General features: G+C 41.5%; 17 protein-coding genes and 1 other annotated feature. Of the genes, 15 read left to right on the top strand and 2 right to left on the bottom strand.

The window, feature by feature from the left end; all coding sequences use genetic code 11:
• Position 1 precedes the first annotated feature (1 nt).
• Genes ruvB through yajC form a run of 5 tightly spaced genes read left to right on the top strand, consistent with a single transcriptional unit; the run spans position 2 to position 3,743 of the window.
• Entirely contained in the window at positions 2 to 1,000 is a 999-nt protein-coding gene (gene ruvB, locus MUG87_RS08570; RefSeq protein ID WP_247087055.1) for a Holliday junction branch migration DNA helicase RuvB, read from the top strand.
• The gene (locus MUG87_RS08565; RefSeq protein WP_247087608.1) at positions 997 to 1,197 is read left to right on the top strand and encodes a DUF2905 domain-containing protein; all 201 of its coding nucleotides are present in this window, start codon (positions 997 to 999) and stop codon (positions 1,195 to 1,197) included. Before ruvB ends, MUG87_RS08565 begins: the two co-directional genes overlap by 4 nt.
• 56 nt (positions 1,198 to 1,253) lie before the next feature.
• Positions 1,254 to 2,279: a tRNA preQ1(34) S-adenosylmethionine ribosyltransferase-isomerase QueA gene (queA, locus tag MUG87_RS08560; protein ID WP_247087606.1), complete on the top strand. Its 1,026-nt coding sequence runs from the start codon at positions 1,254 to 1,256 to the stop codon at positions 2,277 to 2,279.
• A gap of 25 nt (positions 2,280 to 2,304) precedes the next feature.
• A complete protein-coding gene (gene tgt / locus MUG87_RS08555; protein ID WP_247087054.1) occupies positions 2,305 to 3,441 on the top strand; it encodes a tRNA guanosine(34) transglycosylase Tgt in 1,137 nt (378 codons plus the stop codon).
• A gap of 20 nt (positions 3,442 to 3,461) precedes the next feature.
• On the top strand, positions 3,462 to 3,743 hold the full coding sequence (gene yajC, locus MUG87_RS08550) for a preprotein translocase subunit YajC (protein WP_247087053.1): 282 nt from the start codon (positions 3,462 to 3,464) through the stop codon (positions 3,741 to 3,743).
• 26 nt (positions 3,744 to 3,769) lie between these two features.
• On the opposite strand, the gene MUG87_RS08545 is transcribed toward yajC, so the two are convergent.
• Positions 3,770 to 4,150: a TIGR04086 family membrane protein gene (locus MUG87_RS08545; RefSeq protein ID WP_247087052.1), complete on the bottom strand. Its 381-nt coding sequence runs from the start codon at positions 4,148 to 4,150 to the stop codon at positions 3,770 to 3,772.
• A 221-nt stretch (positions 4,151 to 4,371) separates the two neighbouring features.
• Between MUG87_RS08545 and MUG87_RS08540 the strand changes: the two genes are divergently transcribed.
• Complete coding sequence (locus MUG87_RS08540; RefSeq protein ID WP_247087051.1) at positions 4,372 to 5,025, top strand: DUF421 domain-containing protein; 654 nt, start codon at positions 4,372 to 4,374, stop codon at positions 5,023 to 5,025.
• A gap of 19 nt (positions 5,026 to 5,044) precedes the next feature.
• On the opposite strand, the gene spoVB is transcribed toward MUG87_RS08540, so the two are convergent.
• A complete protein-coding gene (spoVB, locus tag MUG87_RS08535; RefSeq protein ID WP_247087050.1) occupies positions 5,045 to 6,598 on the bottom strand; it encodes a stage V sporulation protein B in 1,554 nt (517 codons plus the stop codon).
• 174 nt (positions 6,599 to 6,772) lie between these two features.
• Between spoVB and MUG87_RS08530 the strand changes: the two genes are divergently transcribed.
• The 9 genes from MUG87_RS08530 to hisS all read left to right on the top strand — a co-directional run bounded on the left by MUG87_RS08530 (position 6,773) and on the right by hisS (position 18,514).
• Entirely contained in the window at positions 6,773 to 7,054 is a 282-nt protein-coding gene (locus MUG87_RS08530; protein WP_247087049.1) for a post-transcriptional regulator, read from the top strand.
• Between the two features lie 48 nt (positions 7,055 to 7,102).
• Positions 7,103 to 9,352 (top strand): protein translocase subunit SecDF, encoded by a 2,250-nt coding sequence (gene secDF, locus MUG87_RS08525; RefSeq protein WP_247087048.1) that lies wholly within the window; start codon positions 7,103 to 7,105, stop codon positions 9,350 to 9,352.
• A 111-nt stretch (positions 9,353 to 9,463) separates the two neighbouring features.
• Positions 9,464 to 10,360 carry a cation diffusion facilitator family transporter gene (locus MUG87_RS08520; protein ID WP_247087047.1) on the top strand — a complete coding sequence of 299 codons (897 nt, stop codon included), beginning with the start codon at positions 9,464 to 9,466 and terminating at the stop codon, positions 10,358 to 10,360.
• A 52-nt stretch (positions 10,361 to 10,412) separates the two neighbouring features.
• On the top strand, positions 10,413 to 12,752 hold the full coding sequence (gene recJ, locus MUG87_RS08515; protein WP_247087046.1) for a single-stranded-DNA-specific exonuclease RecJ: 2,340 nt from the start codon (positions 10,413 to 10,415) through the stop codon (positions 12,750 to 12,752).
• Positions 12,752 to 13,264, top strand: coding sequence for an adenine phosphoribosyltransferase (locus MUG87_RS08510; protein WP_247087045.1), 513 nt, complete (start codon positions 12,752 to 12,754; stop codon positions 13,262 to 13,264). The genes recJ and MUG87_RS08510 overlap by 1 nt, the downstream gene beginning before the upstream one ends.
• Before the next feature lie 413 nt (positions 13,265 to 13,677).
• Positions 13,678 to 15,870, top strand: coding sequence for a RelA/SpoT family protein (locus MUG87_RS08505; RefSeq protein ID WP_247087044.1), 2,193 nt, complete (start codon positions 13,678 to 13,680; stop codon positions 15,868 to 15,870).
• Positions 15,871 to 15,882: 12 nt separating this feature from the next.
• Positions 15,883 to 16,323, top strand: a complete 441-nt coding sequence (dtd, locus tag MUG87_RS08500) for a D-aminoacyl-tRNA deacylase (RefSeq protein ID WP_247087043.1) — start codon at positions 15,883 to 15,885, stop codon at positions 16,321 to 16,323.
• A 238-nt stretch (positions 16,324 to 16,561) separates the two neighbouring features.
• On the top strand, positions 16,562 to 16,738 hold the full coding sequence (locus tag MUG87_RS08495; RefSeq protein ID WP_247087042.1) for a hypothetical protein: 177 nt from the start codon (positions 16,562 to 16,564) through the stop codon (positions 16,736 to 16,738).
• A gap of 54 nt (positions 16,739 to 16,792) precedes the next feature.
• Positions 16,793 to 17,013 (top strand) — a binding site (T-box leader).
• Positions 17,014 to 17,242: 229 nt separating this feature from the next.
• Positions 17,243 to 18,514 (top strand): histidine--tRNA ligase, encoded by a 1,272-nt coding sequence (hisS, locus tag MUG87_RS08490; protein WP_247087041.1) that lies wholly within the window; start codon positions 17,243 to 17,245, stop codon positions 18,512 to 18,514.
• Positions 18,515 to 18,518: the final 4 nt, after the last annotated feature.

Raw genomic sequence — 18,518 nt, 5'->3', positions numbered from 1 at the left:
CATGGATGAACGTCTTGTTTCGGGAGAAACGATATACGAGGACGTGGATTTTGAGTATTCACTCCGTCCGCAAACATTGCGGCAGTACATCGGTCAGGAGAAAGTAAAACATAATCTCGAGATTTTTATAGAAGCAGCTAAGCTTAGAGAAGAAACTCTAGATCATGTGCTTTTATATGGACCACCAGGGCTTGGAAAAACTACATTAGCAGCGATTATTGCCAATGAAATGGGAGTGAATCTTCGAACTACCTCCGGTCCTGCCATTGAGCGTGCGGGGGACTTGGCAGCCGTGCTCACAGCTTTGCAGCCTGGGGATGTGCTGTTTATTGATGAAATTCATCGTTTGCCGCGGTCAGTAGAGGAAGTGCTGTATCCGGCAATGGAAGATTTTTGTTTAGATATTGTAATTGGGAAAGGACCTACTGCTAAGTCGGTTCGATTGGATTTGCCACCTTTTACGCTTGTTGGTGCCACTACGCGAGCTGGTGCACTTTCGGCACCGCTGCGCGATCGCTTTGGTGTGCTGTCGCGTTTGGAATATTACGAAACTGATCAGCTTTCAGATATTGTGACGAGGACGGCCGACGTATTTGCAGTTGAAATCGATCCTAATGCAGCAGTTGAAATCGCGAGACGTGCACGCGGAACACCTCGTATTGCAAACCGCTTGTTGCGACGCGTTCGCGACTTTGCGCAGGTACGCGGAAATGGAACAATCACAATTGATATTACGCGTACAGCACTTGAGTTGCTTCAGGTCGACCGTCTTGGTCTCGATCATATTGATCATAAGCTCATGCTCGGGATCATTGAAAAATTCCGAGGCGGCCCCGTTGGCCTAGAAACCGTCGCGGCGACCATCGGGGAAGAAGCCCATACAATTGAAGATGTATACGAACCGTATTTATTGCAAATAGGCTTTTTGCAACGTACACCACGCGGCCGTATTGCAACGCCGCTTGCGTATCAACATTTCAGAATAGTGGCGCCGCAATAATGGACATGTCAAAGCTGTTTCTAACAGTAGGTATTGTCTTTATTGTCATAGGCTTATTGTGGCGTTTTATTGGTAAGATTCCAGGTGATATTTTCATTAAAAAAGGTAATGTAACCTTTTACTTTCCAATTGTAACTTCAATTGTTCTCAGTGTTGTGATATCTCTCATTTTGTATATATTAAGCAAGTTTCGATAGAATTAAGTTGACTAAACAGCAGTTAAATTTACATGAGAAATGAAACAGGTGAAATTATGAACATTAATGACTTTGATTTTCATTTGCCAGAGGAGTTAATTGCACAAACTCCCCTTGAAAACCGAGAAAGTTCCAGATTGATGGTGTTAAACCGTGAAACGGGAGAAATTTCTCATAAGTATTTTTACGATATTACCTCTTATTTTAAAGCGGGGGATACACTCGTTTTAAATGAAACGAAGGTGATGCCTGCACGTTTGCATGGGATAAAAGATGATACGGGTGCTCATATTGAAGTGCTACTTTTAAAGCAAGAAGAGAATGATTGCTGGGAAACGCTTGTAAAACCGGCAAAACGGGTGAAGGAAGGAACTGTTCTTTCCTTTGGTGAAGGCAAGCTCCGTGCAGAGTGCATTGGTATAAGTGAACAAGGCGGACGCAAGCTGAAGTTTTTCTACGAGGGTATTTTTTATGAAATTTTGGACGAGCTCGGTGAAATGCCACTGCCTCCGTATATTAAAGAGACATTAGATGATCGTAATCGATATCAAACCGTATTTGCTCGTGAAGTTGGTTCTGCTGCCGCACCAACTGCTGGTTTGCACTTTACAAATGCTATTTTAGACGAGCTTCGTGCAAAGGGTGTACATATTGCTTTTATTACTTTGCATGTAGGCCTTGGTACATTCAGACCGGTTTCAGTCGATAATATTGAAGAGCATGATATGCACGCGGAATATTATTACATGTCTGAAGAGACGGCTGCTTTATTGAATCGCACAAGAGAAAAAGGCGGTCGCATCATCACAGTTGGAACTACATCAACACGTACACTTGAAACTATTGCAGCGCAAGATGGTACATTTCAAGCTGCATCAGGCTGGACGAGTATCTTTATCTATCCTGGGTATACCTTTAAAGCCATTGACGGTATGATTACGAATTTCCACTTGCCAAAGTCTACGTTAATTATGCTTGTTAGTGCTTTAGCTGGAAGAGAACATGTACTTCATGCCTACAATGAAGCAGTTCGTGAAAAATATCGCTTCTTCAGCTTTGGAGATGCAATGCTGATTTTATAAGCAGCGTAAGAAAGGAGTTTCTCTTATGGCAATCACATATGAATTAATTAAAACTTGTAAGCAAACAGGTGCGCGCCTTGGTCGCGTTCATACGCCGCATGGTTCCTTTGAAACACCGGTATTTATGCCGGTTGGGACTTTAGCAACGGTAAAAACGATGGCACCAGAAGAACTAAAAGCGATGGATGCAGGAATCATTTTAAGTAACACGTATCACCTATGGCTTCGTCCAGGTCATGAAATTGTTCGTGAAGCAGGTGGTCTTCATAAATTTATGAATTGGGATCGCGCAATCTTAACAGATTCGGGTGGTTTCCAGGTATTCAGTTTGAGTGAATTTCGTCGCATTGAAGAAGAAGGCGTTCACTTCCGTAACCATTTAAATGGTGATAAGTTGTTTCTTTCTCCTGAAAAGGCAATGGAGATTCAAAATGCGCTTGGTTCTGACATTATGATGGCATTTGATGAGTGTCCCCCATATCCGGCCGAGTACGACTATATGAAGCGTTCCGTTGAGCGGACGAGCCGCTGGGCAGAGCGTTGCTTAAAGGCGCATCAACGACCGCAGGATCAAGGGCTGTTTGGAATTGTACAAGGCGGTGAATACGAGGATTTACGTCGTCAAAGCGCGCAGGATTTGGTATCTATGGATTTCCCAGGCTATGCAGTTGGTGGATTATCAGTGGGAGAACCGAAGGACGTAATGAATCGCGTGCTGGATTTCACAACACCTTGGTTACCTACGAATAAGCCGCGTTATTTAATGGGAGTAGGCTCACCTGATTCTTTGATTGACGGTGCAATTCGTGGTATTGATATGTTCGATTGTGTATTGCCCACACGTATCGCAAGAAATGGTACATGTATGACAAGCGAGGGACGTGTAGTCATCAAAAATGCGAAGTATGCAAGAGATTTTGGACCGCTAGATCCAAAGTGTGATTGCTATACATGTAAAAACTATTCACGTGCTTACATTCGCCACTTGTTAAAATGTGACGAAACATTCGGAATTCGCTTAACATCTTATCATAACCTGCATTTTCTGTTAAAATTAATGGAGCAGGTTCGTCAGGCCATTCGTGAAGATCGTCTCGGTGATTTCCGTGAGGAGTTTTTTGAGCAATATGGCTTTAACAAACCGAACGCCAAGAATTTCTAAATAGATAAGGAGGTATACTCATGAATGCTTTAGTGACACAAGTGTTACCATTGGTTCTTATGTTTGCAGTATTTTACTTTTTGCTGATTCGTCCGCAACAAAAACGCCAAAAAGCAGTTGCTACTATGCAAAGCGGGCTGCAAAAAGGTGATCGTATTATTACAATTGGTGGCTTGCACGGTGTAATTGACTCTGTTTCGGATACAACAGTTGTAATTAAAACAGGTGATGGCTCTCATTTAACATTTGAGCGCAACGCTGTTCGTGAAGTAACGGCTAAGAAAGAAGCAGCAACAAACTAAAAAGACTTGGCATATGCCAAGTCTTTTTAGTTTTTATTGGCAGTATTCACACCGAAGATACCGCCAATTGTACTCGCTGCAATAAGTCCTAGATGGTATACCATGCTTTCCTTTGAGAGGCCTTGGGAATAGCCTAAATAGTTAATGAGAAATACAAGTAAAGAAAAGAAAATACCTGTTGCGCCGCCTGCGAGCCATCCCTTCATTTTTGCTTTCATGCCCGACACAAAGCCGGAAGCAAGCATAGAAATGATGGCGAGTATAAAAATGATAACAACGAGAGAAGAATCACTTATATTCGTGAGCTTTGCAAGCAATGCAATCCCGAAGCTCGCGATAGCCGCAAGCACAAGGACTGTACTAAGACCAAACAGAAGAGCAGTGGACAGTTTTTTCGTTCCGGACATTTTATCCCCTCCTTAATACAAGCATATTTCTGTAATGTACAAGTTAGACTAGAGAAGTAGAAATAAACTTCCGTGTTTGCGTATGATTTGCTACGCAGTTGGATCGTAAAGCGAAGGACATCTGCTCCTTATCTCCATTTTTACTTACCAAGTAAGGTGATAGTTTTATGTGAAAACGGGCATTATAGTACAGGTATATTTGTATTTACGGAGGGATCTCGGTGGACTTATTAGAGATTGCTATACGTACAGTCGTATTGTATGGTGTAATTATTATTATTTTTCGTTTAATGGGCAAACGGGAAATCGGCGAACTCAATGTCCTCGATTTGGTTGTTTTTTTAATGTTGAGCGAACTGGCCGTCGTTGCAATTGAAACACCAGATAAGCCAATCGTGCATCAGCTTACACCAATGATTCTCCTTATGGTGCTACAAATTGCGTTAGCTTTTCTATCTCTTAAAAGTCAAAAAGCACGCAAACTGTTGGATGGAGAACCGTCTATTTTAATTCGCGGCGGAAAAGTGGATGAAGTACAAATGCGAAAACAGCGTTATAATTTTGATGATTTACTTATGCAGCTACGAGAAAAGGATATTGGCGACATCCGAGATGTGGAGTATGCCATTTTGGAACCTTCTGGAAAATTGTCGGTGTTTGAGAAACAACCACAAGGTGAAGCGAATGCAAAAGCTGTATTCGCACTGCCGCTGATTATTGATGGTACAATCCAAGATGAACATCTAGAGGAAATAGGGAAAACAAACTTATGGTTACGTCAACAGCTTCGCGAGCAGGGGTATAAGGATATTTCACAAATTTCGTATTGTACGGTACAAAACGATGAATTGTTTGTAGATCTAAAAGACGAATAACACAGCCGTGACGGCTGTGTTATTTTCGCATGAGTTTATGTAGCAAAGGAATACGAGCAAGCTCTTCTTTACGAATCAATCCAAGTGCAAGCAGTAAAACCATATACAAAAGCGTGATAGCTGTAATAGAAAATAGCGTTTGCCACCCAAGTGAAGAAAACATCGGATGTGTCTCTAATACGCGTCCTGCTACTCCGGCAATCAGGATTGCCGCGCCTCCCAACAGATAGTCACGAGCATAGATCGTAAATGTGATTTTCTTCAAGACAGTCGCATAATGCAGCAAGGTTACAGTCACAAGACCAGCAGCAATCGCAAGTGCCACGCCCATAATTTGAAATTCACTTCTTGAAGCGAGCAAGAAGATACCTGCAATTTTTACTGCCGATCCGACTATGCTGTTTAACATGGCTGCTTTTGCTAAGTCTAACGCCTGCAACATGGAGGTGAGAGGACCTTGAAAGTAATAAAAAATAAAACAAGGTGCCAGTAGTTTTATGAATGGTGCAGCATGATCTGTTCCATACATCAGCGTCAAAATAGGAGAGGCAAAAATATATAAGATTACAACCGACCACCCTCCTGATATAAACGAGAGGCGAAGAGCTTGTTGTAGACGATATTCAACGAGATGTGGCTGTTTTTTTGCAACAGCTTCACTCACAGAAGGAACAAGTGATGTTGATAAAGCGTAGGTGATAAAAGATGGTAGAAACAATAGTGGCAATGCATACCCGGTCAATTCCCCATACTGCCTAGTAGCTACTGCGGCTGTCACACCAGCAATAGCTAAGCTTTGTGTGACAGCGATGGGCTCTAAAAAATAAGAAAGAGAACCGATAATTCGACTACCTGTTGTCGGTAAGGCGATACCCATTAGGGAATGCAAGGTGTCTTTTCCTGCTTTCACGGTCGTAAAAAAGCGATGGCGTATTGAAAATGTTTTTTGTTTCTGAAAGATAATCAGCATATATAAAAGTGAAACAAGTTCTCCTGCTGCTGCCGATACCATGGCGCCAGCAGCAGCGTACTCAATGCCGAACGGTAGGAAGATTTTAATGCAAAAGGCGATGAGTGCAATACGAACGACTTGTTCGATTACTTGTGCGTAAGCACTCGGTTTCATATTTTGTTTTCCTTGGAAATAGCCGCGTAACACTGATGATACAGCAATGACTGGAACGACTGGCAAGATCGCAATGAGCGGATATAATGTGCGAGCATCTGTTAATAGCTTTTGAGATAGCATAGGTGCAGTGAACAGTAAGCCGATGGTAAAAATAAAACTAAGTGATAAAGTAATGCTTAAAGAAACCACAATTATCTTTTTGACACGTACCTTGTCGTGTAAGGCCTCAGCTTCTGCGACCAACTTTGCAATCGCAACAGGAAGCCCGATTTGTGTAACAGTAATGGCCAAAATAAAAGTCGGTACAGCCATCATGTATAAGCCAACACCTTCTTCACCAAGAATTCTCGCCATTACGATTCGATTAATAAAGCCGAGCACCCTTGTAATTAAACCAGCGGCTATTAAAATTAGTGTGCCGCGTAAAAAGCTCTGCTTTGTCATTTCGTTCCCACCTTCTCAAAAGCCATAGAATGATTTACAATAATCTATATGCACATACATAAGGCAAGCATGACAAGTATATGTACAAGCATTTTTTTCTAAGGTTTTTTCAAAACCTTTCAAAAATTCTCGTGCAAATATGTATAGCGCTCAAAAAATGAAGGAGGATTCTGAATGGTTGTGAAGGAACATCCTGTGAATGCGTATCGAGAACAGCTTCAGGTTGTGCTTGAAAGCAAGGCGGATGAGTTTAAGTTATTAGGCTATGATCAAGTAACAGCGCAAGAAATATGGGATTGCTTAATGAGCAAGAAGTGGAAGCAACCGGAAGAAGTAAAGCTGTATCAACTCGTCAACGATGTGTTGGCGCTCTCATCAAGCGACTATATGACATATTTGACAATGGAGGCCTATAAAGCACCACTCAGGTCTTTTGAAGAATACGAGAACAACTGATGATGTACAATTACAGCTCGTAATAACAAAAGGAGGAAGTCAATACTCATGACAAAGCGGAGCAGCAGAATTGTCGCGTTTTTTTTAATCGTCCTAATGGTGGGCGCATTGATTGGTGCGACAGCAAAGAATATTACACAAAACATTAATCTCGGACTCGATTTGCGCGGCGGCTTTGAAGTTTTATATAAAGTCAAGCCGGCTAAAGAAGGGGACAAAATTACACGTGATGTGCTTGTCAGCACGGTCCATGCCCTTGAAAATCGTGTCAACGTCCTAGGCGTTAGTGAACCGAACATTCAAATTGAAGGAACAGACCGTATTCGCGTCCAACTAGCAGGCGTTAAAGATCAAAATAAGGCACGTGAAGTATTATCTACACAAGCAAAATTAACGTTTCGTGATGTAAATGATAATTTGCTTATGGACGGTTCGGATTTAAAAGAAAATGGCGCAAAGCAAACATTCGATCAGCAAAATCGTCCAAGTGTGGGACTAACACTAAAAAGTGCAGAGAAGTTTCGTAGTGTAACAGAAAAAGTATTGGCAATGAAGCCGGATAACCTCATGGTCATTTGGCTTGATTTTGAAGAAGGAAAAGATTCTTATAAAGCGGAAATAGGAAAGCCCAAACCAAAATATCTATCCGCAGCAAGTGTAGACCAAGTCTTTAATCAAACGGAAGTGTCCATTGTAGGTAACTTTACGCCAGAAGAAGCGAAGGACTTGGCGAAGCTGTTAAATGCTGGTGCACTTCCGGTTGAGCTAGAAGAAATGTATTCTACATCTGTTGGGGCGAAGTTTGGGGAAACAGCGCTACAAAAAACAATCCTAGCAGGTATCATTGGTATTGCGCTTATCTTCTTGTTTATGATTGTGTATTATCGACTACCGGGGATTGTCGCAGTTATTAATTTGTTGATGTATATTTACGTGACCTTGCTTATCTTCGATTGGATGAATGCGGTATTAACATTGCCGGGCATTGCAGCACTTGTATTGGGGGTTGGTATCGCTGTAGATGCGAATATCATCACAGATGAGCGCTTTAAGGATGAACTAAAAATTGGTAAATCTGTCATGGCTGCATATCGTGCCGGAAATCGCCATTCCTTCTTAACGGTACTTGATGCACATATCACAACGATGCTAGCGGCAATTGTGTTGTTTATTTTTGGAACAAGCGCCGTAAAGGGCTTTGCTACAAGCTTAATGGTCAGCTTAATCGTAGGGTTTATCACAAACGTAGGCGGGACGAGATTGTTACTCGGACTCCTTGTAAACAGCCGTTACTTTGATAAAAAAATTGGCTATTTCGGCGTTAAGACAAAAGATATTATTCCAATTTCAAAAGGTGTGGAGCATGCACCGACGAAGTTTGATAAGGTTGACTTTGTAAAAGTGGGCAAATCGTTTTTAACGTTCTCTATTATATTTACTGTAATCGGTATAATTGTATTGTCTATTTTTAAGTTGAATCTAGGTATCGACTTCTCCAGCGGCTCGCGTATTGATGTGAAGGGCAATGCTGTAATGAATGTGTCTGAGCTGAAAGCAGATTTGAAAGCTCTGGATATTGTTGCGCAGGACATCGTGTTAACAGGTACAAACAATGACAGCGCAGCAGTTCGTTTGAAAGATGTGTTAACGAAAGACGAGATTGCGAGAGTGAAGAGTGAGCTAGGTACTAAATATGGTAATGAGCCAAGTGTAAGTACCGTGTCTCCTACTATTGGGAAAGAAATAGCACGAAATGCACTTATTGCTGTATTGATTGCATCTGTAGGGATTGTCCTGTATGTGAGCCTACGCTTCCGCTTTACATATGCGGTAGCTGCTGTTATCGCATTGTTACATGATGCGTTCTTTATCATCACCGCATTTAGTGTGTTGCGTTTAGAGGTGGACTTACCATTTATTGCAGCTGTATTGACGATTGTCGGCTATTCTATTAATGACTCCATTGTTACATTTGATCGTAACCGTGAGTTGTATAAAAAGCGTAAGATTCGCACAGCACAGGATTTAGAGGATATTGTAAACCTAAGTGTGCGTCAAACATTGGCACGCTCTGTGAACACTGTATTAACTGTATTACTACCGGTTATTGCCCTGCTAATTTTTGGGAGTGATTCATTGCGAGGCTTCTCAATCGCCTTGTTTATCGGATTAATCGTAGGAACCTATTCTTCTGTGTTTGTCGCTTCACAAATTTGGCTACTTTTAGAAAAGAGTCGTTTGAAGAAGGGCAAAGGTAAGAAAGAGGAAGAAGAAACAAAACCGGAACTACAAGTGTAAAAAGGATGCTCCGCTATGGAGCGTCCTTTTCTGCTTAAGAACAAGCGTTTTTTCATAATATATAAAGAGGATTGTAGCCTAAAGCTGTTCAGAAGAGAAAGGAAGTTGAATATGGAAGACCAAGACCGTTTAAAGCAAGCGCAAATTGGTGCCATTGTAGGGATTGTTGGGAATGTGATTTTAGCGGCAGTCAAAGCGATTGTAGGATTTTTGGGAAATAGTACAGCTTTAATTGCTGATGCAGTTCATTCTGCTTCTGATGTTGTTGGGTCTTTGGCAGTGTTATTCGGTATTCGCGCCGCAAACCGACCGCCGGATGAAGACCATCCGTACGGGCATGGCAAAGCAGAGCCTATTTCCGCCATTATTGTGGCCGTTTTACTTGCAATTGTCGGCTTTGAGATTGCCATGTCATCTATTGAAGCGTTTAAAGGAGAGGTGGAAATTCCTAAGTTTATCGCACTATTGACGGTTATTTTTTCTATCTTTATTAAAGAGGCGATGTTTCGCTATAAATATAACTTAGGAAAGCGGATCAATAGTGCTGCTATTATCGCAAATGCGTATGAACATCGTTCGGACGTATTTTCTTCTATGGCAGCACTAGTCGGTATTGGTGCAGCGATGCTAGGTGGCCGGTTTGGTATACCATGGCTTGCTTACGCCGACCCCGTTGCCGGATTGTTTGTATCGTTGCTTGTAATTAAAATGGCCTGGTCAATTGGAAAGGAAGCTATTCATAGCACACTAGATCATGTATTGCACGAAGAAGATACTGCTTCTATGCGTGAGATTGTTTCTGGTGTGGAGGGGGTAATAAAGGTTGGGGCTTTATACGCAAGGGAGCATGGACATTATGTTATTGTAGACATTAAAGTTTCTGTTGATCCTCATATTACTGTAGAAGAGGGACATCGTATCGGCAAACGAGTAAAAGAAGCATTAATGAAACAGGGGAATGTACAAAATGTGTTTGTGCACATTAATCCGTATTCGCCTGAAGAATAATAGAAAAGTCTTGACCAATTTAGTATAATGAATTGGTTAAGGGGTGATTTCGTTGTTACAAGCGAAAACGCGGTGGCGACAAAAGACCGGTAACGAGGAACTTATCGAGAGTCTTTCGCATTCTCTCGGTTTAACACCTTTTGTTACGGCATTGTTGGTCCACAGAGGATTACAAACAGAAACTGCAATTACAAATTTTTTGTATACAGAAAAGCAGGATTTTCATGATCCTTTTTTACTACAGGACATGAAAAAGGTAACAGACAGAATATACAGAGCTATTAAAGAGCAAGAACCTGTTTTGATATTTGGTGACTATGATGCAGATGGTGTAAGCAGTACCACGGTTTTATATGAAGCCTTGCAAGAGCTTGGCGCACAGGTCGAGTTTTATATTCCCAATCGCTTTACAGAAGGGTATGGACCGAACGAAGGTGCCTTTCGCTGGGCAAAAGAAGCAGGTTTTTCTCTCATCATCACGGTAGATACCGGAATTTCGGCAGTCAAAGAGGCAAATTTGGCGAAAGAACTTGGAATAGATCTTATCATTACAGATCACCATGAACCGCCACCACAGCTTCCGGATGCATATGCCATTATCCATCCAAAGCTCGATGATTATCCATTTAAAGAGCTAGCTGGTGTGGGTGTGGCGTTTAAGGTAGCGCATGCGTTGTTAGGACGTGTGCCGGAGCATTTACTCGAAATTGCGGTGATTGGTACAATTGCTGACCTTGTGCCCCTGCACGGCGAAAATCGTTTGCTTGCAAAGCGCGGGATTGAAAAGCTACGTCAAACAAAAAGACCGGGGCTTCTTGCGCTTTTACAAGTAGCAAATAGCAACCCAAAAGAAGCAAATGAAGAAACGATTGGTTTTACAATTGGTCCGCGTATTAACGCCGTTGGACGCCTAGAAGACGCTGCGCCTGCGGTTCATTTGCTTTTGACAGAAGATATAGAAGAAGCAAAAGGCTTAGCAGAAGAAATTGACGCATTAAATAAGCAAAGACAAGAGATTGTCAAGCAAATTGCACAGGAAGCAATACAAGAGGTAGAAGAGCTGTATCCACCTGAGCAAAATAAGGTGTTGGTGATTGCTCGTGAGGGCTGGAATGCCGGGGTTGTCGGCATTGTAGCGTCTAAGCTTGTAGAGCGCTTTTATCGACCAACCATTATACTGAGTATTGATCATGACAAAGGAATTGCCAAAGGATCGGCTCGAAGTATAGAAGGCTTTGATTTATTTGCAAATCTTTCTGATTGTCGTGATATCCTTCCGCATTTTGGAGGTCATCCGATGGCTGCAGGCATGACGTTGCAGTTAGAGGATGTTGATGAATTGCGAGTTCGCCTTAATAAGTTGGCAGACATACAACTGATGCCGGAAGATTTACTGCCAGTTACTGAAATTGATGTAACGTGTCAGCCGCGTGATATCACGCTGTCTTCGATTGCAGAAATGTCTATGCTGGCACCATTCGGAGTTGGAAACCCAAAACCAAGATTGCATATAGAAGATGCGTCATTAGAAAGTATCAGACAAATTGGTGCAGACGGTTCGCATTTAAAGCTTACAATGCGGGATGAAGAAGTGAGGCTTGACGGTGTTGGTTTTGGATTTGGGCAGGCTGCAGAGGAAATATCGCCGATTTCAAAAGTATCAATTGTTGGAGAGGCGTCTATAAATGAATGGAATAACGTAAAAAAGCCGCAAATTATGATTGCTGATATTGCAGTAACAGATTGGCAGTTATTTGACTGGCGCAGCATGAGAAATGTAGAAAAGCATATAGCCATGCTGCCTAAGAATCAAGTAAAAATTGTTTATTTTCGTTCGGAAACGCTTGAAAAGTTTTCGGTGGGCGAATATAGAGATCATCTGATTCCGGCTGCTAAAGCACGGTCACATATGGAAGGAAACTATATCATTTTATTGGATATGCCTCCTACAACTAAGCATTTACAGCAAATGTTTATAAACGCTTTTCCTGCACGTATTTATGCGGTTTTTTATCAAGAAATGCAGCATACTTTCAGTACAATTCCAACAAGAGAACATTTTAAATGGTATTATTCTTTTCTTCGTCAGCAAGCCCCTTTTTCAATTGTAAAGCATGGTGCACAGTTGTGTGCGCATAAAGGTTGGTCAAAAGATACAGTAAATTTTATGACAATGGTGTTTTTTGAATTAGAATTTGTTAAAATAAAAGATGGTGTGATTTTTATTGCTCATCAAACACAAAAACGAGATTTAACAGAATCGGCAACGTATCGCGAAAAAGTAAATCAATTACAACTTGAAAAAGAATTGGTATATTCCACGTATCAACAATTAAAAATGTGGTTTCAACATATGAAAGACGGTTCTGCACATGAGGAGGCACTTAGGTAATGGACTTGAAACAATATATTGCGATTGTACCGGATTATCCGAAGGAAGGGATTGTCTTTAAAGACATCACCCCTTTAATGAATGACGGTGCAGCTTACAAAGCGGCAACAGACCGCATTGTAGAATTTGCCAAAGAAAAGAAAATCGACCTTGTGGTTGGACCGGAGGCACGTGGATTTATTATTGGCTGCCCGGTTTCTTATGCGTTGGGTGTAGGTTTTGCGCCTGTACGTAAAGAAGGCAAATTGCCACGTGAAGTGATTAAAGTAGATTACGGCAAAGAATATGGTAAGGACGTTTTAACCATTCACAAAGATGCAATTCGTCCAGGACAGCGCGTCTTAATTACGGATGATTTGCTTGCAACTGGGGGTACAATTGAAGCAACAATCAAACTTGTTGAAGAGCTTGGAGGCATTGTTGCTGGTATTGCATTCTTAGTTGAATTGTCTTACTTGGATGGTCGCAAAGCAATCGGTGCTTACGACGTATTAACATTAATGAAATACTAACATTTATTGAGTACTCGATAAGAGTGCTCTTTTTATATAGGTTGTGTTAATGCCTAATGTTGATAATTGGCACTTGTTGATGGGAGTGAAGGGGATGAGATGGGAGATTTGGCAAGTATATAGCGCTGAGGAGGCTCCCTGCCCCCGTGAAAAGCGAACCCTCTTAACGGAAATCAACAACGAACTTTACAAAGCTTTTATATAAGCACAAGTAGAAAATTGTAAGTAGGGAGAGAAGAGAGAATTGGAATAGGTGCTGTTGCGCTCCAAGCATCATTTGTATGTATATAACCGGATACACAAAAGGTTTTGGCAATACAATTTCTTTCCTTTTCACAATTATGCATAATTGCGTTATAATGGTGAAATACAGTTATAAGCAATAGGATTAATTATGATAAAAAGGTGATTCCATGGCGAATGAACAAGTGCTTACAGCAGAACAGGTGCTGGAAAAAGCAAGAACGTACTTAACAGATAAAGACGCGGAGATTGTGGAACGTGCCTATGAATTTGCGTATGAGGCACATCGTGAACAATATAGAAAATCAGGTGAACCATATATTATTCATCCCATTCAAGTTGCAGGGATCCTTGTCGATTTAAAAATGGATCCAGCCACAGTATCGGCTGGCTTCCTTCATGACGTTGTTGAGGACACCGACGTAACGTTGGAAGATATGGAACGAGCATTTAATCAAGAGATTGCCATGCTGGTAGATGGTGTGACGAAGCTAGGAAAAATTAAATATAAATCTCATGAAGAACAACAGGCAGAAAATCACCGTAAAATGTTTGTTGCGATGGCAAAAGACATCCGCGTTATTCTAATTAAGTTAGCCGACCGTTTGCATAATATGAGAACGCTCAAACATTTGCCCCTTGAAAAGCAACAGCGAATTGCCACGGAAACTTTGGAGATTTTTGCGCCACTTGCGCATCGTCTTGGAATTAATACGATCAAATGGGAGCTTGAAGATACGTCATTACGCTATCTTAATCCCCAGCAGTATTATCGTATTGTTAACTTAATGAAGCGAAAGCGAGCGGAACGTGAAGAGTACCTAGAAACAGTAATGAAAGATATTCGTGAAAAATTAGATGATGTGTCTATTCATTCAGATATGTCAGGTCGACCTAAGCATATTTATAGCATTTATCGAAAAATGGTTATGCAAAATAAACAATTTAATGAAATTTATGATCTTCTTGCAGTTCGCGTGGTAGTGAATAGCATAAAAGATTGCTATGCTGTTCTCGGTATTATTCATACATGCTGGAAGCCAATGCCTGGTCGCTTCAAAGATTATATTGCAATGCCAAAAGCAAACTTGTATCAGTCTTTGCACACAACGGTTATTGGTCCTAAGGGCGATCCTCTTGAGGTGCAAATTCGTACGAAAGAGATGCACCGCATTGCCGAATATGGGATTGCCGCACATTGGGCTTATAAAGAGGGGGCCGAGGTAGCACCAGAAAATGCACCTTTAGAAAAAAAGCTGGCGTGGTTCCGGCAAATTGTAGAATGGCAAAAGGATGCTTCCAATGCGGAAGAATTTATGGAATCGTTAAAAATCGACTTGTTTTCAGACATGGTGTTTGTCTTTACACCAAAAGGTGATGTGATTGAGCTGCCGTTAGGCTCTGTTCCAATTGACTTTGCATATCGCATTCACTCTGAAATCGGCAGTAAAACAATTGGGGCTAAAATTAACGGGAAAATGGTACCGCTCGATTATAAGCTGAAGACAGGCGATATTGTTGAAATCTTAACATCTAAGCATTCGTATGGACCGAGTCAAGATTGGGTGAAGCTTGCCCAGACTTCTCATGCCAAAAATAAAATTCGCCAATTCTTTAAAAAACAGCGTCGTGAAGAGAATATCGAAAAAGGGAAAGAGCTTATTGAAAAAGAATTGCGCAACTTAGATTACGATTTAAAAGAGATATTAAGCGCAGATAATTTAAAGCGCGTAGCTGATAAATTTAATTTTCCGAATGATGAGGAAATGTATGCTGCGGTCGGATATAACGGTATTACGGCTGCACAAATTGTGACGAGATTAACAGATAAGTTTCGTAAAAAGCGTGAAGAAGAACAGCTACTAGAAGAAACAATGACGGAAGTTCGCAAGCCGATGAAAATTCGTAGGCGTGATTCTGGTATTAAAGTGAGCGGTGTAGACAACTTGCTAATTCGTGTTTCTAAATGCTGTAATCCTGTACCTGGTGATGATATCGTCGGATATATTACCAAAGGAAGAGGCGTTTCTATTCATCGTTCTGATTGTGTAAACATTCATACGGAAGAAGCGAAAGAGCGCTTATTGGATGTAGAATGGGAGAATGATCCGCAGAAGGAATTGGAGTATAATGTAGACATTGAGATATCTGGTTATGATCGCCGCGGCTTACTTAATGAAGTACTACAGGCGGTGAATGAGACGAAAACATATATTTCAGCCGTTTCTGGAAGAAGTGATCGCAATAAAATGGCGACTATCCATATGTCTATTTCTATTCAAAATGTCCATCATCTGCAGAAGGTGGTAGAACGAATCAAGCGTGTGCATGATATTTATGCCGTGCGCCGATTAATGCATTAAAAGGAGATTAAGATGAGAGTTGTTGTACAGCGTTCCAAAGAAGCATCTGTAAAAGTAGATGGAAATGTGGTAGGGAGCATTCCGTTTGGTTTGACACTGCTGGTCGGGATAACACATGAAGACCAAGAAAAAGATGCGACTTATGTGGCAGAAAAAATTGCAAACTTGCGCATCTTTGAGGACGAAAGCGGCAAGATGAATACATCTGTGAAAGACAAGGGCGGGGCTATTTTATCTATTTCTCAATTTACCCTGTACGGAGATTGTAGAAAGGGAAGACGACCGAACTTTATGGAAGCCGCAAGGCCGGAGCATGCTAAGCGTCTGTATGATGTCTTTAATGAGGAACTTAAAAAGCAAGGGCTTCATGTGGAAACAGGGGAGTTTGGTGCCATGATGAATGTACAACTCATCAATGATGGCCCTGTGACACTTATTGTGGAAAGTAACTAAAGGACGAGCAAACGCTCGTCCTTTAGTTTTTGGCTGTGTTAAAGTCTGATGTTGCTAATTGGCATTTGTTGATGGGAGTGAAGGGGGTGAGACTTCTGCGGGAAAAGCGAGCCCCCGTAACGGAAATCCACAGCGAACTTTAACAGAACCTAGTTTTTTGCTATTCGTTTAGTTATACAAACGCTCCATTCTGGTAACACTATCAACAGATTGCTACAGAATGTGAGGAATGAACCTGATGAGAATGAACAACAAAATGAATCATGCAACAAACAGTGTAAACCAGCTCTTTAATGTGAGCTTTCATGATTTTTTAGCAAAAGAAAGTGATATGACATCCATGGAGCTGGCATCTGAGTTTGGAATTTCTCTGCATGATGTAAAAAAGCTAAAGAAACATATGGACCGGTCTTGACAAGAAACGTGAAGAAACGTATATTAGTAAACAAATTCATATTTCTAACAAAATATTGAACTGATGATGGAGCACAGTACACAAGAAGCACATGAAAAGAGAGGAAACGCCTTGGGCTGAAAGCGTTTCTGCATGATGACTTGTCGAATGAACACTCCGGAGGTTTCTCTCTGAACATAAGTAGGAGAAGAACGCGTTCAGGCGTTACTGAAAAAAGTGGAAGCGTAATGCTTCAATTAGGGTGGCACCACGGGTATTAAACTCTCGTCCCTACTGTTACAGTAGGAACGGGAGTTTTTTGTGTATACAGAAAAGTAGTTGTACTTTAGTGTCTAGTTTCATCTAGAGCCGTCTACGCTTTTCTTGTCTAGCTGCGCCGGCAAGCTCCGCCGGTCGGAGAACCTCGTCCCAGAAAGGCCAAAAGCGCCTTTATGAGCCGAGAACCTCAGCCCTATGGAGCTGAGCAAGCCGTCTACGCTTTTCTGAATAAAAGGAGGAAGTTTTATGTCTATTCAAATTCCAAGGGGAACGCAGGATATACGTCCCGGTACGGTTGAGCTGTGGCAGTATATTGAGGAGCAGGCACGTGATATTTGCCGCCGTTATAACTATAAAGAAATTCGCACGCCGATTTTCGAACATACGGATTTGTTTTTACGCGGTGTTGGTGATACAACGGATATTGTTCAAAAGGAAATGTATACTTTTACAGATCGCGGTGAACGCAGTCTAACACTTCGTCCGGAAGGAACAGCGGCTGTGGTTCGTTCTTACGTTGAAAATAAAATGTACGGTGATGCAACCCAACCAACAAAGCTATTTTACATTGGACCGATGTTCCGTTATGAAAGACCGCAATCTGGTCGCTTTCGTCAGTTCGTGCAATTCGGTATTGAAGCGCTTGGTAGTAATGACCCAGCTATTGATGCAGAAGTAATGGCACTGGCAATGGATTTTTATAAAGGCCTAGGATTGAAGCATGTGAAGCTAGTATTAAACAGTCTTGGAGATAAAGAGAGTCGTCAAGCACATCGAGAAGCGCTCGTAAATCATTTTGCACCACGCATTGATGAGTTTTGCGGCGATTGTCAATCACGTTTACATAAAAATCCGCTTCGTATTTTGGATTGTAAGAAAGACCGCAATCATGAATTAATGGGTACAGCACCATCTATTACAGCGTATCTCAATGAAAACTCACAGGCTTATTACGAGAAGTTACAAGAGTTGCTGACCATGATGGATATTCCGTTTGAAAAGGATTCAAATCTTGTACGTGGCTTGGACTACTATCAGCACACTGTATTTGAAATCATGAGTGAGGCAGATGGATTTGGTGCCATCACAACGCTAAGCGGCGGTGGCCGTTATAATGGTCTTGTCGAAGAGATTGGGGGGCCTGAAACACCGGGTATTGGCTTTGCGATGAGTATTGAGCGTTTGCTGATGGCACTTGAAGCAGAGAAAGTTACCTTACCCGTTTCCTTTGAAATGGATTGCTTTGTGGTAGCTTTAGGTGAAAAAGCGAAAGATGCAGCAGCAAAGCTTGTACATGATTTGCGCAAGGCAGGCTTGAAGGCAGAGAAAGATTACCTAGATCGAAAAATTAAAGCCCAGTTTAAAGCAGCAGACCGTTCAGAAGCAAAATATGTAGCGGTATTAGGGGAAAATGAGCTAGAGCAAGGTATTATCAATGTAAAAGATATGAGCACCGGTGATCAAACAGAGATTGCCTTAGATACATTCGTTACGTATATAGCAGAGAAAGTACAATAAGGGG

It is taken from the genome of Ectobacillus sp. JY-23, from assembly GCF_023022965.1.
In the GTDB taxonomy this organism is placed as follows: Bacteria; Bacillota; Bacilli; order Bacillales; family Bacillaceae_G; genus Ectobacillus.
This window is presented reverse-complemented; position numbering and strand designations above follow the sequence as displayed.

Excerpts from the sequence above, each read along its gene's own strand:
- ruvB (WP_247087055.1), top strand. The coding sequence starts at position 2 with ATGGATGAACGTCTTGTTTCGGGAGAAACGATATACGAGGACGTGGAT.
- queA (WP_247087606.1), top strand. The coding sequence starts at position 1,254 with ATGAACATTAATGACTTTGATTTTCATTTGCCAGAGGAGTTAATTGCA.
- tgt (WP_247087054.1), top strand. The coding sequence starts at position 2,305 with ATGGCAATCACATATGAATTAATTAAAACTTGTAAGCAAACAGGTGCG.
- yajC (WP_247087053.1), top strand. The coding sequence starts at position 3,462 with ATGAATGCTTTAGTGACACAAGTGTTACCATTGGTTCTTATGTTTGCA.
- MUG87_RS08545 (WP_247087052.1), bottom strand. The coding sequence starts at position 4,150 with ATGTCCGGAACGAAAAAACTGTCCACTGCTCTTCTGTTTGGTCTTAGT.
- spoVB (WP_247087050.1), bottom strand. The coding sequence starts at position 6,598 with ATGACAAAGCAGAGCTTTTTACGCGGCACACTAATTTTAATAGCCGCT.
- MUG87_RS08530 (WP_247087049.1), top strand. The coding sequence starts at position 6,773 with ATGGTTGTGAAGGAACATCCTGTGAATGCGTATCGAGAACAGCTTCAG.
- secDF (WP_247087048.1), top strand. The coding sequence starts at position 7,103 with ATGACAAAGCGGAGCAGCAGAATTGTCGCGTTTTTTTTAATCGTCCTA.
- MUG87_RS08520 (WP_247087047.1), top strand. The coding sequence starts at position 9,464 with ATGGAAGACCAAGACCGTTTAAAGCAAGCGCAAATTGGTGCCATTGTA.
- MUG87_RS08510 (WP_247087045.1), top strand. The coding sequence starts at position 12,752 with ATGGACTTGAAACAATATATTGCGATTGTACCGGATTATCCGAAGGAA.
- MUG87_RS08505 (WP_247087044.1), top strand. The coding sequence starts at position 13,678 with ATGGCGAATGAACAAGTGCTTACAGCAGAACAGGTGCTGGAAAAAGCA.
- dtd (WP_247087043.1), top strand. The coding sequence starts at position 15,883 with ATGAGAGTTGTTGTACAGCGTTCCAAAGAAGCATCTGTAAAAGTAGAT.
- MUG87_RS08495 (WP_247087042.1), top strand. The coding sequence starts at position 16,562 with ATGAGAATGAACAACAAAATGAATCATGCAACAAACAGTGTAAACCAG.
- hisS (WP_247087041.1), top strand. The coding sequence starts at position 17,243 with ATGTCTATTCAAATTCCAAGGGGAACGCAGGATATACGTCCCGGTACG.